This is a genomic window from Phocaeicola sp. ICN-14070 (assembly GCF_037892625.1).
In the GTDB taxonomy this organism is placed as follows: Bacteria; Bacteroidota; Bacteroidia; order Bacteroidales; family Bacteroidaceae; genus Phocaeicola; species Phocaeicola plebeius.
Genome location: NZ_JBBKBF010000001.1, coordinates 1 through 17,061 on the forward strand (window position 1 = coordinate 1; position 17,061 = coordinate 17,061).

The window sequence follows — 17,061 nt, forward strand, 5'->3', positions numbered from 1 at the left end:
AATTGTATAACCCTTTCAAAACATAGCACATGGAACTAAATGATTTTTTGGCTCACGTAGCCATGCGGAAACCGCTTGATACACCCGAGATCATGGAATTGCTGAACCGCATGAGTGACGAAGCCCGCCGCATCACATTCGAACTGAACGGATCGTATCACACCATGGAAGAAATCCGGGCACTGATGTCCCGGCTTTTCGGTCGGCCGGTAGACGACACTTTCCGGGTATTTCCTCCTTTTTATACGGATTTCGGGAAAAATATCCATATAGGAAAAGATGTGTTTATCAATGCCTGCTGCCATTTCCAGGACCAGGGTGGAGTGACACTGGGCGACGGTTGCCTGATTGGACACAACGTGGTTTTCGCCACACTTAATCACGACATGAATCCGGAAAAGCGTGCGGCTATGACACCGGCTCCCATCGTGCTGGGAAAACGCGTATGGGTAGGCTCTAACAGCACCATTCTGCAGGGAGTCACCATTGGCGACAATGCCATCATTGCAGCCGGAGCCGTCGTAACGAAAGACGTGCCTGCCAATACCGTAGTAGGAGGTGTACCGGCCAAATTCATACGGAACATAGAATAATCAGGTTTCTTGATAGAATGATGTAAAAAAGCAAAGAAGATAATTTGCAAGCCTTTTTTCACCTTTTATGTTTCCCGATGCAGAACCGTATATTTTCCTAGCGTAAGCCTTAGGGTTCTGCGTACAGAAACGTAAGGTTTACGGTGCTGAAACATAAAAAATCGCCTGTCTCATTGGTAAAGAGACAGGCGATTTTTATCATATAGACTTTCATGTTCAGGCAGCCAGCCAGATGTATCCCAGCGGAATCAGAATACCCGCTAAAAGCAACCATTTTCCGCGTCCTGCCAGTCCATTTTTTCCCTTGACCATGAACAATCCGGAAACGGCAAAGAATACCAGCGAAACAGCGAAAAAGTCGCCCATGAGATTCCATCCCTGAATGCGGTTATAATGCAACCGGTTGAACCAGTACACCACCGGACGTTTTTCGTGTACTTCATAATCTACACAACCGCTGGCTGCGTCATACACACCCACGCCGCCTTCCAGCATCAGGCGATGATGGCTTTCATCAATAGACAGCACCCGCTTTACAGGAGGCAAATCTTCCTGTCGGTTCCATGCCGCAAGGAGTTCTTCGGCCTGCATGCCTTTCTCCAGTTGAACGGCCGCTTCCGTGGTACGGAAAGCCGGATCCTTGCCATTCATGTGGTTCAGCAGGATGCCCGACACGGCATAAATCAGGCAGACTCCTACCATCAGGTAGCCCAAGTCACGGTGCAGCACACGAAACCAGTAGGAGAGACTCTTATTCCGCCACTTCATATTCCGTGCCGTCTATGTAGTAAATGGAATAATAGTCCTTGTTATTGGTCTTCATCCATTCACGCATGCTCTGAATGTTGTTCATCTCCGCATCGCAGGTTTCACCGTTTCCTTCTGCTTTTTCCTGCTTTTCCTTCAATTCTTCTTCCGCCTGGTCAATGTATTCCTTGGTCAGACGGTTCTCGCGAAGAATCCCTTTGATGATGACCTCTGAACCAATCAACTCACGGTTGAATCCGCCGATATTACCTTTTGCCTCCACACGTACGGAAGTCTTCTGGTCTTTTCCCATCACAAAGCAACGGCGTCCGGAATGCTTGCAGGTATGCGTGATGAATCCTTTCAGCACCACCTCCTTGTCTACATTCTTTTCTGCATCCTTCAGAATGTCTTCCACATATTTTGCCTCATTGACCGACAGAGCGGCAGTAGGCTGTTCCTGAGAGGTCTCTGATTTTTTGCCATTGTTCACACACGAAGTAGCCGTCAGCAGACAGGCCGCAGCTACGATAAAAAACAGTTTTTTCATTTTCAATTGAGTTTATAGTTATTCATATTTATTCCAAGGAAGAAATAACAGTGCGACTATCCCGGATAAGCCGGCAGCGCACACGCATAGCGCCATCAGTATCCGTCTGTACAAAGATACCTTGTTTCTGCACAAAAAGAAAGTCAGGAGGGCTAAAAAGAAGCTCACCGCCAATCCCTTTGAAGAAAGATTGCCCGCATAGAGATTTACAAAGGAACTCGTTTCGGACGAAGGTGACAAACGGAACGGGAACAGCCATTCCGAAAGCTCATCCCACAAAACGCGCTTCCGGTCCTGATGATAGAAAGAGAGCGACTGAAGCGTCACGGCATCCAATCCGTAGCAGTCCATTCCTTCCGCATCCGATACGCGTACGGTCCAGTAAAGCAGGTTTCCCAGAATGCTGATTTCGTCTTTCGTGATGTCTACCGGACGGATATCGAACGGCAGGAAGCGATAACCGCCTTCGTCCGTGCTTTCCAGTAAGCCCATTTCACCCTTCTCACCAAACAGATAGCCATAGAAACGCTTGTCGCTCGTCTCACTCATGACAAACCATCTGATGCCCAGTTGCGAACCGATACCTGTATCTTTCACGAAAGGCCGTCCGTTCACCATCTTCAGGTGGAAGAGAGCTCCTTTGCTGTCCAGACAGAAATAGCCCTCCTCATAAGGCTTTCTCACTGTAGGGTTTCCCCAATATGCTTTTACCGGAAAGTTGAACCCTTTCTTGATAAGCTCTTTGGTGAAGATTTCACTCTTCTGCCGATTTACCGAATTGGACTGCGCATCGACAAAAGTCAGTTCACGGTCCATCCGGAAGTAGTCGCCGGGAAGCGTAAGATTTCCCCGTTTGGGCATGGCTTCCAACAACACTCCCATAGCGGGTTGCGGAGAGAATACATCGACCGGACGAAAACGGAACATCACTTGTTTGCTCCGCAGGATTTTCACGTCGATGGCCTGTCCTTCCAGCGAATCGGGCAACTGACCTTCCATGGCCAGCTGGCGATAATTCAGCAACGGAAGCAGTGAATCGTATTGTGCGCGAGGGTACTCGTTGCCATGAATATCATAAAATGAATTCTTATGCTCGCGAAAGTCAATCACGCAAAGTTCCTTCAACCGGGCACTATAATACATCAGCGGATAGCTGTGCGAATCGTCGGTCATTTTCTGTACCAGTGCCGGCACCGTCCAGGAAGCCAGCAGGGTGACAGACACCAGAATGATTGAAAAAATGAGAGATTTGTATTTCATTGTTCATTGTTTTTATTGTACACCATACTTGAACCGAATGCAGGATGAGAAAGGAAAGATAAAAGAAGCTGCCAGTATCCAGCAGATTCCTGCCCCGAACTGTGAATAGGCTCCGGGATAGGAAGAAACAAACAGCATGGACAGCAGTCCCACCGATACCACAATGCATAGCATCCGCTGTTTCCACTGGGGCTCGATACAAATCCACGCAGTGAAGCCATAGCCTGCCACTGCTGCCACCATCCAGGGAAGCAACTGCTGGAGCATCATTCCTACAATTTCGGAAGGCAGGAACAGGCAAACCACAGCTGAAAGGACCAGCGAAAGCAGCAGACAAAGCAACAAGACAATACTGAAACCATACCACAGCATGGAGGCCATAATCTGTGTTTCTCCTGCCGGAAGATGGAGTGTCAGCTTCAGCCGTTTCTGCGTCATCTCGGGCACATACTGCACGACTCCCAGTGCAATTCCGGCCAGTGGCAGCAGATACATCATCCACGGGGCAACCGATGTGCCCTGAAAAAGACAGCCATACCACACATTGACCGCTTCATTCAAACGGATTTCATGGGTAAGGTCGATGTAGGTATAACCCACAGCTGCTGCCATCAGCAACAACATCACCCCAATCAGGCGGCGGGTTTTCATCCATTCTTTATAAGATAAGGCTCTGAATAAATTCATGACATTAATATTTACCTGTTAAACCAATAAATGCATCTTCCAGCGAAAGATTCTCTTCTGTAATTTCCGTGACACCCATCGCCTTCAACCGTTGTTCGACTTCGGCCTTTGGCAGAAAAGAATATACTTCCCATTTATCACCCAATGCGGAGGGATGCCAGAAGTCTTCATCGGCTTCCAGCTTAAATCCATCTCCCGGACGGGTGAAACGGTATCGCTTGAAATGGTGCATGATTTCCTTTACCGGCTTATGCAACAGCAAGCGACCATAATCCATGATCATACAATCATCTATCAGCAGTTCCATGTCCTGAATGATGTGCGAAGTGAGAAAGACGGTCTTGTTCTCTGCCGACGCATATTCCCGAAGATATTCTACAAACAGACGACGATAACCCGGGTCCAGTCCCATGGAAAAATCATCCAGAATCAGCAGTTCCGGGTCCTGGGCAAAAAGAAGTCCCAGCGCTACCTGCGAACGCTGTCCGCACGACATGGTAGAGAGTTTCTGTGAAGGAAGTACCTGCAACTTTTTCAGCAATTCATAATAGGCCTCTTTCTTCCATTTCGGGAAGAAGGCCGAATAAAATTTCTCTATCTGCGAAACCGTAAAATAGGCATGTTGCACATGCCCTTCCAATAACAGTCCCACCTTCGATTTGGTAAGCGGAGAGAGGTGTTCCATCTCCTCACCAAACAGCCTGCACACGCCCGAACGAGGCTTCAGGTAACCGTTGAGGATATTAATGATGGTGGTTTTCCCAGTGCCGTTCTTTCCCAACAGGCCCAATACCTTTCCCTGCTCCACGTCGAAACTGAGATTTTCGTAAATCAAGCGGTTTCCGTAATAATGCGTAATATTTTCACACTCTATTATTTTACTCATTGTAAAACGATTAAATGATTAGTTCTTAAAATTTTACCCCTACCTTGATGACGGGTTGCACGAAATTCTTTCCTGCCATTGTAGTTGTAAAAGCCCTGGCATACGTCACCTCGCCCCGGACATAACCGGACAAGGCAGGAGTAATTTCTCTTTCATACCCCACGGCCGCATATGGCACCAGCCGGACAGCTGTCTGATAATCGTATTCTTGCACCAGTAAGTCTGCTCTTTCTGCCGGACGTTGCTGGTCCTCCGATACACTGACATATTGTCCGTCTTCCTTCATACAGCCCCATCCGCCCTGCAAGCCCAGTCCGGCGGAAGCAGTCCATACCTGCCGGCCTTTATACCAGTTTCTGGCACCCTGAAGCCATAGCCCCATGACGTGCAGACTCTGCTTCCGGAAGAACGGATATTGCGATGCCGTCACAGAGCGGGAACGATAGTCCAGCCGCACTTCGGCCGACCAGTCTGAACGGCTCTCTTTACCTCCTGAAAGAAGTTGATACGCCAACCAGGCACGCAGCTGGTCCCTGCTCATCACTTCATTGCTACCGTAATAGACAATCTGCGATACGCCCAGTCCGTCCGTACTCTCCTTATATGAGTTTTCCCTGTTCTCCAGTGATTTCAGCGCAATGCCCAGTTCCATCGCCTGAAAAAGTCGGGACTGCTGCCAGGTAAGCTTTGCACGGTAACCCACCTCACTCCCTGTATGAGTAGAGTAGGTGATGGAAGTCGAAGAACCGCTTCCAAAGCGTCCGGAAGTCTTTCGGATGAATACCTCCTGAAACCAGTGCAGGTCTCCGCGATGATACTGTCCCTGAAAGGCTGCTTCATGCGTTTGGGTAAACAAGGGTGTCGTGTTCGAGGTATATCCACTTTCACCAAACACCTCACTGCGCCCGTAGAAACCTCCAAAACTGATGAGAGAAGTGTATTGACGGTCGGTCGTTCCATAGATTCCGAAGCCTACCGTTTCCACGTTGCGCAAATACCCATAAGAAAGTCCGACCTGCCATCCGGAAAAAAGTTCGTACGAGAAACCCGTCGACAAATGCAGGTTCATCAGGGAATTCTGATGCCGCAAGTCCTTGAACTTGGCATAGTTTTCCGTACAGTATTCCAGTTGCCCTCCCCATGAAAGGCGAGGAGTGAGGAGATAGCCTGCTTCCCCTCTAAGCATGTACCATTCATGCCGTTTCGTACCGGCTCCCGAGTCGTCCATTTCCACAATGTCAAAAGGTGTCTCTTCCGGATGCAGAAAAGCCGAACCCGACATGTGCTTGCCTTTTTCCGTGCCATATGCCATGGCACCTCCTAATACCAGCCGCGAGTTCAGCCGCCAGTAGGATTCGGTTGAGACCAATCCGCCCAGCCGGCTGTCCGACTGATCATAATTCACCAGTTTCCCGTTTCCGTAACTGCCTTCCGCCTGAAGATAGGAGATGCGTCCGCACTCCATCCCCGACAGAAAAGAAGGATTGCTTCCGGCAGAAGCCGCATACCTCCACAAGGTTTCCTGAAAGTCCGTTCGAAGAGGAGAGGAGGTCCCTGAGGGAACACTTCCCCAGGACCTGCCTCCCGCCACAAGTACAAGAAAAAAGCAAGCGATACGATAATGCTTCATGTTTAGTTTCTCAAAGAAGATTTGCTCCGCTGATGGAAGTCAGCTGTCGAATTGTTTGTATCCTGAAAAATAATTCTGGCTCCGTTTTTCAAGGAGGCCTCGGCATCTATTCCGCTGGCATCGGTTAAATTTCCTACACCGAGCGAATAGTTATAGACCAGCTTTCCTTCATTCTCCGCAAGTACTTCCGTAGCCTCTTTATCCACGTTGCGATACAAGGTATATCCCATTCCGCGGGTAAGTTCCACATAGCCTGCATCTACCGAGGGAAGAAGGCGCTTCTGGTTGCCGTCGGCTCCCTGCACGAATACTTCGATACCGTCTACCACCCACTCTGTCGGCACTTTCTTACGCGGCTGACTGGCACTTCCTCCATAAAGGTTGGTGGTGGATGCATCGTCTACAAAAGCCTGTAGGGTAGTACCTTCCGGACGGAACACAAAGAATGCCGGTCCGAACTGGCTGACAGGCCATGCATTACCCAAACCATATTTGTAAGCCTTCAAGTAATGGTCGGTAGAAATAAGTTCCGAAGGCGAAGGATAGTATTTGGCATTGTTGAAGTCCTCAATGTCATACAGGCAGTAATAGGTACTGTTGGCCAAATTTACGGACTGAGAATAAGTCTGTGTGTGGTCGATGGCCCCATTCAGTGCAATCACCAGTTCTTTTCCGGCTTCCAGCTGTACCTGCTTGTCGAAATACCAGACAGCCGTTCCGGCCGGTATCCATCCTTCTGCCGCATAAAAGAGTTCACCGTTCACATAGTCCTTATTCGACGCATGAGGGTTGTAAGGATTGACCATACCCAATGCAAAGTCGCTGATATCGAGTGTTTCCGAAGAATTGTTATACAGTACGACATACTGATCCATGGCAAACGTACCCGAACCATCGTCTTTCGGACAGCCTCCTACATACAGTTCCTTAATCAGCACGGAACCTCCTGAAGACATTTCCAGTTTGATGGTAGCCTCTACCGTTTCCTGAGTCACATTGACCGATGTATTCAGTCCATTGAAAAGATACACTTTGGCATCGGCCACCCGTTTGTCGGAAGCCGAAGCTTCATAGATACCTTGCGGCACTTCAAAAACAGCCACCCCTTCCGCATTGGTCGACTGACTGAAAGTAGTACTGCCCGACGTATTCTTCAAAGTTACACTGACTCCCTCCACTGGTTCAAATCCGCTTCCCTCGGGATACACCAGCCGAATGCTTACACTGCTCACCTGATAACCACCGTTCTCTTTCTCTTTGCACGCGCTGAAAGCCAGTATCTGGATTAAGACACAGCACGCAAATAACATCTTTTTCATCATACTCATACGTGTTTATAGTTTTAATTTAAATGATATGCCATAGTTAAAGGGAGTGACCAGCGAAGAAGCAAACAGACTTCCCTCATTACCCGTCTGCCAGTTCTTTATCTTCTGCATGCTGTAGAAGAAATTATTGGCAAAAAATGACACCGTCAGGTACTTCCCGATTTCTTTTGATACGTTCAGGTTGGCTGAGAAATAGGGGGAATATCCCTGCTTCCTGAACATATAGCCGGTGGTGCTTTTTACCACCAGTTTACTGAGTTCGTTATACAACTCCTTGTCATGTTCGGCAGCCCACAGGAACTTTTCCGTAAACGGTATACGGGTTTCCATATCTTCTCTCGATACATAATACAGCGGATACGTAGCCACGTAACTGGCTCCGTTATAAATATCCGTCTGGGTGGACGAGGGAAGATAATCGCTCTGCGAGTCGAGCACATAGCTCCGGGTTCCACCGCTGTATTCACTCAGGTTCTGCCGCGTATTCAGAAGAGTGCTCTCAAAACGCAGAGAGAAAATCATTCTGATTTTCGGCACGTGCGTCACCAGGGTCAGGTTGGTGTTCAGTCGCTGTGTCATGAATCCGTTATAGTTGCCATTGCCTCCTACATAATAACCGATGTATTTATAAGGCTGTCCGTCCGTATCGGTCAGGCTGCTGGTAGACGGTACCATCACTTCATCAATTCCTTTGTAGCGATAATACTTCCCGTCTATGCGGATGGAGGTATTGATTGCCTTTATCCGGTCAAAATCAAGCACCCATTCCAGTCCCATCCGTGAAGAGGAAGAACCATTCACATTCATGACGGCCGACTGGAAATCATGAATCTCCTTATAGGCAAGCGTCTGAGAGGTAAGTATCCCGTTCTTGTCGGACACGGTCACGACTCCTGTTGTACGATCAATGCTATACACCCTGTCGGCTGAAGGTATCAGGCAATCATTGAGCGCGCTTTGGTCGGTCAACTTATAATCAAACGGAGTATAGATACGCGTACTGGTATAAGGCTGTGACAGGGTGTTGTAGAAGAACGACAACGAAATCCGTACCCCCTTCAGACGAATGTCCATTCCGGCTTCCCGCATAAGGCTGTACTGCCACTGCAACTCCGGATTATAGACAGGAAGCACAGGATGGGTGTGATAAGCATAATAGGTTGTTCCGTCGGCCATTGCTCCAGGGGCAAATGCCAGACGGTCTACATACGTTTCCCGGGGATACAGCATCTCGAACGAAGGAAGTTTCACCGCCTTTCCCCATCCGGCACGAAGGGTCGCTCCTCGAAAGAAACCATGCTCTTTTTCGCCAAATGAATACTTGGCACTGACACGGGGAGACAGACTGGATACGGTGCCATACACCGTGCCCGGGATGAAAGTCATGTCACTTCGGAGTCCTCCTTTAAGCAGCAACTGCGAATGACGGAAAGGCAGGGTTATCTCTTCTTCTGCATACGCAGCCAGATTGTGCATGAAAGGCAACTCATCGTAACGGTATTCCCTCCAGGTAGGAGCTACCGACATGTCTTCATAATACGTTCCCTTACCCAGGTTGCCTTCTCCTTTCATATCTGCTCCTGCCAGCAGGTTGCTGGTTACGCCTCCGATTTTATGGCTCCAGCGTGCTTTCAGGTAGGCAGTGTAATTTATGGGACGACTATCGTTGAATGACGTTACATACCAATAGCCGGTAGGCAACAAAATAATAGGTGAGGAGGGATCCTCTTCATATTTGGAAGCCACAAAATACCCTTCTTCGATAGTATGCAGTGCAGGCTGGACGGACGAAGCCGACTGGTTTTTCTTTTCTTCCACCCGGTTGTCGGCGTACGAGAAGGTCACTCCTCCACGCAAATTGGATAACCAGGGCGAATTCAGCATATAGTTAAACGAGAGACTGCTCCATAACGCATTGTCCCGACTCTTGGTATAAGTCTCCTTGAAGGCATCCGGATCGGCCTTGGTATTATTACCTCCCACATTACCGTTCAGACTGAAATCGACAGACAAGGTTTTTCCGGTCTTTGTATGCAGGCTGTTAGAGTATCTCACGCCAAACGCATTGCGTACATACGAGGTGTAGGGCGATGCAATGTCTGACACAGAACGAACCCGTTCATAGGACAGGTTCAGTACGCCAGCTTTTGCCCCCAGTTCCACTCCTTTACTTACGGCATACGACTGGGTGGTAGGACGCACAGCCACATCGACAATCAGCGGACTTTTTCCTTTGCGTGTCACAATTTTTACCACTCCGTTGGTCAGGTCACCATATTCCACAGAAGGTACACCGGTGATAACTTCAATCCGTTCTACATTGCTGTTGCCAATATTACGGGTATCCGTTCCGGAAGTAGAAGCGGCCGTAGCATTACCCGACAGGCGCACCCCGTCCATCTCAACTACGGTTCCAAAATCAGGATTCCCCATTTCAGTGCTTTCTCCTCTCAACGTGATTACCTGAGCGGAAGAAGTCAGTCCCTTGAACTTGCTGGTCTGTTCTCCGGGCAAAAGACTTAACGCATCAGACACGCTGACACTCTGCAAATGGTCCAGTGCCGTACGGCCCAGCGTGTATGCTGTAGTAGCATCTGCGGTTTTTCTTTCTGCCGTGACAGTCACTTCGTTCAGGGCCAAAGTCTGTTCGGAAAGATATACCACGATGTTTTCCTTATCCTTTCTGACGTCCAGCTGTAATTTATATTCAGAATAGCCCAGACAACGCACCAGCACCTCATGCTTTCCTTCTGCCAAATGCTGAATGACGAACTTTCCTTGCGAATCGGTCATGGTACCGATACCACTTCCTTCAATCCACAAAGTCGCAAACTCCACCGGTACTTTCGACTTGGCATCGAGCACGGTTCCTGCTACCTTATACGACTGCCCCCAGGCAGTCAGACTGGCACTTGCGAAAAAGGCTAAAACGATTGTTTTCATATCCTGATGATTTCAGGCGCAAAGGTATCCTTATTGGCAAGCTGTGTCAATCGCCAAAATTAGGTAATGTGAGGTCTCTTTCTCATCATATATAGGTACTCCGGAATCTGATGCATAAAGTAGGAGGATACTAAAAAAGGCTCTGAAAATCTATCGATTTTCAGAGCCTTTTCTCATTTTGCCTCACGGCTTCGGTACACCCTCAGGGATTCGAACCCTGGACCCACTGATTAAGAGTCAGTTGCTCTACCAACTGAGCTAAGAGTGCATCCACTATAATTGTCAAACTTTCCGAAATTTTGTACACCCTCAGGGATTCGAACCCTGGACCCACTGATTAAGAGTCAGTTGCTCTACCAACTGAGCTAAGAGTGCATCACTATTTTCATTTGCGAGTGCAAAGGTATATTTTTTACACGAAACAGCCAAACGTTTTCGAAATTTATTTTACAATATTTTTTCAATTCTTTTCTGAATGGCTGGTTATTAGTCACATAAAAAAGGTCGGCACTAAGAATTTGACATGCCGACCTTTCGTTTTTATGGATGAATATGAGATTTATTTCTCAAATTAGAAACGGTAACCTACGCCGATAGAGAAGGTCATGTTCTTAGGTTTGTCACCATCATATCCGTCAGGATAATCAAACGGAGAAATGAAACCATTCTGACCAGTCAAGTTAACCAAATAGTGGTCACCAATTTCAAGACCGATACCATACTGGATACCTAAATCAAAACGGCTGTATTCTGCATCCTCTCCATCTTCTCCTTTGAACAATTTGTAATCGCCACCTTCATCGAATTTACATTTACCACCTAATCCAAATGCCAAATACGGACCTGCATTGATAACAAATTTTGTATTATCGCTGATATTGAATTTGTAAGCAGCCAAAATAGGAATATCCAAATAGATTGGTCTCACTTTGGCATAATCCTTAACTTTATAACCTTTAGAAGAAATCATCAATCCAGACTGCAAAGACCAGTTTTCACTGAATCCATAGTCCATACCTACTCCCAATTGGAAACCTGGCAATGCTTTGGTATTTTCAAACTTAGTCATGTTACTGAAGTTCATGCCTACGCGTGCATCCCATTTTACCTGAGAAAAACCAGCCAATGCAAACATTCCCAATACAGCGGTCATTAAAAACTTTTTCATAATTCTCTTTTTTTAGTTTTAGGTTCCGTTCCCTTGAACCGTTTTGTTTTATTCCGGAAGCAGAGGAACCGCTTTCTCTTATAATATATAAAGAGAAAAGCCTGCTTTCGTTTGTGATTGTTTACAAATGTATAAAACTATCTCAAATTATCAAAACTTTACACAACATGAAAAAGCGTAAAAGAGTGATATTTTAGGTTATCATGCCTAAAAACGGGATTATCCGTCTGTTTTTGGAGATTAAAAAAAACGCCTTTGCGTTTACGCCAAAACACAAGTACATTTGAACTGAAACGCACTTACGTTTCAAATAAAACGCAAGTACATTTAAAACAAAACGCCTTTGCGTTTTGAATCAAACGTAAAGGCGTTTTTAAAGAGTACTTAAAGCTCCTTCAAGATGTCATAAAATCAGAATTAGAATCCCATATTTTTGCATTTTCCACTGACTTTCTGAATATCCAGGCGGATAATCTCCGTGCGATGAAAAGACTTGTTGGCATATTCGATGCCCTGCATCTTATGCTCCGGACAGTATTTCGAAATCAGCAGGGAGAGGGCAGACATCCGCTCGGCTTCGTGCAAGCTATGGTGTGCCGTACATTGCAGTACAATGCTTTCATACCCCGTAGTAAACTTGTCCGGGATAACTTTACTGCGACCGGTGACACAGAAAGACACGTTGGGACAGGCGTCAATGCAGCGCAATTTACGTCCCACCGGTGCACAATGGATGTAAATGGAGTTGCCACGGTCCCACACATAGTTTATTGGGATGCCGTATGCGCCGTCTCCCTCTTCAGTACGCATAGAAAGGATACCGAATTCACCTTCCTTTAATATTTCAAATGCACGTGCTTCATCGAGCAGACGATCTTGCCGGCGCACGTCTTGATTCGTATATTCCATAATGATAGTGCTTATTGGTTGGCCAGTTCATAGATTTCACGGGTAGCCTGTGCATCCAGACGGACATAGCTGCCCACGTATTCACCCTTGTTTTCATGCAGTTTTTTTACCAGCAGGTCGATGTCTGGATGCTCAATACCCAGTTCCTTGAAGGTGACAGGCATACCGATGGCGTGGAAGAAGGATTTCAGACGGGCTACACCTTCCAGCGCCATAGCCTTCTTGTCGTCCGATTCGGGCACATCCCACACACGATGAGCATATTGTGCTACCTTACCCACGTTATGGCTGGCCATGTAGGTTAACCAGGCAGGGAAAATAACAGCTAGTCCGGCTCCGTGCGTCACGTCGTATACGGCACTCACTTCGTGTTCCATAAAGTGAGAAGCCCAGTCCTCCACGGCTCCCACGCCGCACGTACCGTTGTGTGCGATGGTACCTGCCCACATCAGGTTGGCACGGGCTCCGTAATTTTCCGGCTCCTTCATTACCCGAAGGGCTTCCGTGATAATGGCCTTGAGTGTTCCCTCACACATACGGTCGGGCACCTCCTGATCTTCTGTATTGGTGAAATAGCGTTCCATGATGTGTGCCATCATGTCGGTCACCCCGCAAGCTGTCTGCCAGGCGGGAAGGGTATAGGTCAGTTCCGGGTTCATCACAGCAAACGTAGGACGCAACAATCCGTGCGTGCGGACACTCAGTTTCTTCAGTCCGTCCAGTTTCGTGATGACCGTATTACCGGAGCCTTCACTTCCAGCCGCAGGAATAGTAAGCACCACACCTAGTGGAATGGCTTTTTCAGGCACTACCTTATTTATATAGAAATCCCAGAAATCGCCTTCGTAAGGGATGCCCATTGCAATGGCTTTGGCTGTATCGATAACCGAACCGCCTCCCACCGGAAGCAGAAAGTCGATTCCTTCGCGACGTCCCAGCTCAATACCTTCGTACACTTTCGGATCGGTGGGGTTGGGTTGGATACCTCCCAGTTCCACATGAGCAATGCCTGCTTCGTCGAGGTATTTTTTTACTTTATCGAGTAGTCCGCTGCGCACTACGGAACCTCCTCCGTATACAATCATCACTTTCGTACCTTTATATTTCTTCACCAGCTCGGCGGTCTGGCTTTCCGTTCCTTTTCCGAATACGAATTCGGTAGGACTGTAAAAAGCGAAGTTATTCATATCTATTATAAATTATAGGGTTTACATGTAGTACGACAAAGTTAAAGAATTTCTTTGTATCTTTGCGCCACAATAAAAAAATTGAACCTATGAAATCAGATATTGAAATAGCTCGCAGTATTGAGCTGACAAAAATCAAGCAGATTGCCCGCGAGTATGGTATTCCCGTAGAAGAAATCTCTAACTACGGACGCTACATTGCCAAAGTTCCCGAAACATTGATCGATGAAGAAAAGGTGAAAAAGAGTAACCTGATTCTGGTAACGGCCATCACACCGACCAAAGCCGGTATCGGAAAGACTACCGTATCCATCGGTCTGGCACTGGGACTGAACAAAATCGGAAAGAAAGCCTTCTGTGCCTTGCGCGAACCGTCACTTGGTCCTTGTTTCGGTATGAAGGGTGGAGCTGCCGGAGGTGGTTATGCACAGGTGCTCCCGATGGACAAAATCAACCTGCACTTTACAGGTGACTTCCATGCCATCACTTCGGCTCACAACATGATTACGGCCTTGCTCGACAACTATATGTACCAGAACAAAGACAATGGCTTTGCCATGAAAGAAGTGCTCTGGAACCGTGTGCTCGACGTAAACGACCGTGGCTTGCGCTACATCGTGACCGGACTGGGCGGAAAGACCAATGGTATCACTCGTGAATCGGGATTCGACATCACACCGGCATCGGAAATCATGGCTATCCTCTGTCTGGCAAGAGATGAAAACGATTTGCGCCGCCGCATCGAAAACATTCTGTTAGGATTCACCATCGACAACAAGCCTTTCACAGTAAAAGACTTAGGAGTAGCCGGAGCGATTACGGTATTGCTGAAAGATGCCTTGTCGCCTAACCTGGTACAGACTACGGAACATACACCGGCCTTCGTACACGGTGGTCCGTTTGCCAACATCGCACACGGATGTAACTCGGTACTGGCTACCAAACTGGCAATGACCTTCGGTGACTATGTAGTGACAGAAGCCGGATTCGGTGCCGACCTGGGTGCAGAGAAGTTTTACAACATCAAATGCCGCAAAGCCGGACTTCAGCCGAAACTGACCATCATCGTGGCTACAGCTCAGGGATTAAAGATGCACGGCGGGGTAGATGTAGACAAAATCAAGGAACCGAACATGGACGGCCTGAAGGAAGGTGTGAAGAACCTCGACAAGCACATCGAGAACCTCCAGTCATTCGGACAGACCGTAGTCGTAGCTTTCAACCGTTATGCTAACGATACCGATGAGGAACTTGACTTCGTACGTCAGCACTGTGAAGAAATGGGCGTGGGCTTTGCCATCAACAACGCGTTTATGGAAGGCGGAGACGGTGCCATCGAATTGGCTAATCTAGTAGTAAACACCATCGAAAACAATCCGTCACAGCCGTTGACCTTCACTTACGACGAAACTGATTCAGTGGAAGAGAAAGTTACCAAGATTGCCTGCGAATTGTATGGTGCCAAACAAGTGCTGTTCGGCCCGGCTGCCCGCAAGAAGATTCAGATGATAAAAGAGCTGGGATACAACAACTTCCCTGTCTGCATTGCCAAGACACAGTATTCATTCTCTACCGACCCGAAACTCTACGGAGTGGCTTCCGGCTTCAACTTTGCCGTGCGCGATATCGTCATCAATGCGGGTGCAGAAATGCTGGTAGTAGTGGCTGGTGAAATGATGCGTATGCCGGGATTGCCGAAAGAGCCGCAGGCATTGCACATTGACATTGTGAACGGAGAAATAGAAGGATTGTCATAAGCAGATGAAGCCACAGTTTCTTGTCGGAGCCATGATGCCCGGAAGCGGGCAGACCCTCGTTGCCTTGGGACTGATGCGTGCGTTGCGTCAACGCAACCTGCGTGTGCAGTCTTTCAAATGCGGACCCGAACTGGCAGACCTTCGCTATCATGCGCTGGCTGCCGACCGTGAACCGGTAAGCCTGGACACCTGGCTGAGCTCACGCAGTCACCTGCAAGCCGTCTACAATCGTTATGGAGAGAAGGCTGACGTGTGCGTGGTAGAAGGACGGGCAGGTTTGTTCGACGGATTCCGGAAAACGCAGGGAAGCAGCGCCGAAATGGCCCGACTGATGAAGATACCTGTGGTGATAGTGGTGAGTGCACGCAATGCAGGCTACTCCATCGCTGCCATGCTGTATGGCTTTAAACATTTCAATACAGAACTGAAAATAGCCGGAGTGATTTTCAATCAGGTCACTTCGGCTGCACAATACGGTTTCCTGCGCGAAACCTGTGCCGAGGCCGGGGTGGAATGCTTGGGCTATCTCCCTTATCTGGAGGAAACAGGCCTTCCACCTCGTCATCAGGCACTGACACTTCCTGCAAGGAAGAGCCTTGACCTGCTTCTCAATCAAGTGGCGGAACAACTGGCACAGCATGTAGACATTGACAAACTGCTGAACCTTTCCACCCGTATTTTCCCTTGTACCTATTCGCTTCCTTACATTTCCGAAACAGAAACGGATATGTGGACCGGCAAGCGCAAACAGCGAATCGCATTGGCTTCCGATCCGGCTTTTCCTTTCGTGTATCGCCAGAGCACAGACAAGACAAAAGGAGACATCACACGTTTCAGTCCGGTATATGGCAGTGAACTTCCCGAAGCGGACATTGTATATCTGCCCGGAGGTTATCCGGAATTGTTTGCCCGTCAGCTGCATCGCCGGAAACGCCTGATGGAGCAGTTACGCGAATACGTAGAGAAAGGAGGAAAACTGCTGGCAGAAGGAGGAGGAATGGCCTTGTTGGGGCAGACACTAACCGCACGTCCCGGAGGTACAGCCTACGAAATGGCGGGAATTCTGCCTTATTCAGTCATTGCGAAAGACAATCGCCCGTGCAGCGGATACCGTCAAACACATTATCACGACTTATGTCTGAAAGGATATGAGTACCGTTACTTTGACATTGTTCCTTCGGAAGAAGCAGCTTCACTGCAAACACCAGTCTGTAATTTAAAAGGAGGAGAAGTATCGGGGTCATTTTTCTTCCGCTATAAAAACTGTATAGCCACCTCCGTACATCACTATTGGGGAGAAACCGGGTTGTATAAGCTCTGGGAATAGCTGGAGAAGGGAATTTTTCTATTTTCCACACGAAAAAAATCGGAGAAAACAGACGATTCTAAAAAATAAATTCTATATTTGCATCACCA

14 protein-coding genes and 2 tRNA genes are annotated in these 17,061 nt (G+C 47.9%); 3 read left to right on the top strand and 13 right to left on the bottom strand.

Annotated features, from left to right (window positions below):
- Window positions 1-29: 29 nt before the first annotated feature.
- Entirely contained in the window at window positions 30-593 is a 564-nt protein-coding gene (locus WKT20_RS00005) for a sugar O-acetyltransferase (RefSeq protein WP_117701839.1), read from the top strand.
- A gap of 216 nt (window positions 594-809) precedes the next feature.
- Here the strand turns inward: WKT20_RS00005 and WKT20_RS00010 are convergent, their stop codons facing one another.
- From WKT20_RS00010 to WKT20_RS00070, 13 genes are all read right to left on the bottom strand, one after another.
- On the bottom strand, window positions 810-1,361 hold the full coding sequence (locus WKT20_RS00010) for a PepSY-associated TM helix domain-containing protein (protein WP_118244643.1): 552 nt from the start codon (window positions 1,359-1,361) through the stop codon (window positions 810-812).
- Window positions 1,345-1,890 (bottom strand): hypothetical protein, encoded by a 546-nt coding sequence (locus WKT20_RS00015; RefSeq protein ID WP_340416591.1) that lies wholly within the window; start codon window positions 1,888-1,890, stop codon window positions 1,345-1,347. The genes WKT20_RS00010 and WKT20_RS00015 overlap by 17 nt, the downstream gene beginning before the upstream one ends.
- An 18-nt stretch (window positions 1,891-1,908) precedes the next feature.
- Window positions 1,909-3,150 (bottom strand): DUF4857 domain-containing protein, encoded by a 1,242-nt coding sequence (locus tag WKT20_RS00020; protein ID WP_278613648.1) that lies wholly within the window; start codon window positions 3,148-3,150, stop codon window positions 1,909-1,911.
- A gap of 12 nt (window positions 3,151-3,162) precedes the next feature.
- Entirely contained in the window at window positions 3,163-3,837 is a 675-nt protein-coding gene (locus tag WKT20_RS00025) for a hypothetical protein (protein ID WP_117701843.1), read from the bottom strand.
- A 4-nt stretch (window positions 3,838-3,841) separates the two neighbouring features.
- Window positions 3,842-4,723 carry an ABC transporter ATP-binding protein gene (locus WKT20_RS00030; protein WP_117701844.1) on the bottom strand — a complete coding sequence of 294 codons (882 nt, stop codon included), beginning with the start codon at window positions 4,721-4,723 and terminating at the stop codon, window positions 3,842-3,844.
- 25 nt (window positions 4,724-4,748) lie between these two features.
- Window positions 4,749-6,353, bottom strand: a complete 1,605-nt coding sequence (locus tag WKT20_RS00035; protein ID WP_340416592.1) for a DUF6850 family outer membrane beta-barrel protein — start codon at window positions 6,351-6,353, stop codon at window positions 4,749-4,751.
- A 2-nt stretch (window positions 6,354-6,355) separates the two neighbouring features.
- Window positions 6,356-7,675, bottom strand: coding sequence for a DUF4876 domain-containing protein (locus WKT20_RS00040; RefSeq protein ID WP_340416593.1), 1,320 nt, complete (start codon window positions 7,673-7,675; stop codon window positions 6,356-6,358).
- A 12-nt stretch (window positions 7,676-7,687) separates the two neighbouring features.
- Entirely contained in the window at window positions 7,688-10,624 is a 2,937-nt protein-coding gene (locus WKT20_RS00045) for a TonB-dependent receptor (RefSeq protein WP_340416594.1), read from the bottom strand.
- 195 nt (window positions 10,625-10,819) lie between these two features.
- Window positions 10,820-10,892, bottom strand: a tRNA-Lys gene (locus WKT20_RS00050).
- 34 nt (window positions 10,893-10,926) lie between these two features.
- Window positions 10,927-10,999, bottom strand: a tRNA-Lys gene (locus WKT20_RS00055).
- A gap of 196 nt (window positions 11,000-11,195) precedes the next feature.
- On the bottom strand, window positions 11,196-11,792 hold the full coding sequence (locus WKT20_RS00060) for a porin family protein (protein WP_118244654.1): 597 nt from the start codon (window positions 11,790-11,792) through the stop codon (window positions 11,196-11,198).
- Between the two features lie 417 nt (window positions 11,793-12,209).
- Window positions 12,210-12,701, bottom strand: coding sequence for a pyridoxamine 5'-phosphate oxidase family protein (locus tag WKT20_RS00065; RefSeq protein ID WP_117673792.1), 492 nt, complete (start codon window positions 12,699-12,701; stop codon window positions 12,210-12,212).
- An 11-nt stretch (window positions 12,702-12,712) separates the two neighbouring features.
- Entirely contained in the window at window positions 12,713-13,888 is a 1,176-nt protein-coding gene (locus tag WKT20_RS00070; RefSeq protein WP_117701850.1) for an iron-containing alcohol dehydrogenase, read from the bottom strand.
- An 89-nt stretch (window positions 13,889-13,977) separates the two neighbouring features.
- On the opposite strand from WKT20_RS00070, the gene WKT20_RS00075 reads away from it, so the two are divergent.
- Both WKT20_RS00075 and WKT20_RS00080 read left to right on the top strand, forming a co-directional pair.
- Window positions 13,978-15,645: a formate--tetrahydrofolate ligase gene (locus WKT20_RS00075; protein ID WP_340416595.1), complete on the top strand. Its 1,668-nt coding sequence runs from the start codon at window positions 13,978-13,980 to the stop codon at window positions 15,643-15,645.
- 4 nt (window positions 15,646-15,649) lie between these two features.
- The gene (locus WKT20_RS00080) at window positions 15,650-16,972 is read left to right on the top strand and encodes a cobyrinate a,c-diamide synthase (RefSeq protein ID WP_278454548.1); all 1,323 of its coding nucleotides are present in this window, start codon (window positions 15,650-15,652) and stop codon (window positions 16,970-16,972) included.
- Window positions 16,973-17,061 lie beyond the last annotated feature (89 nt).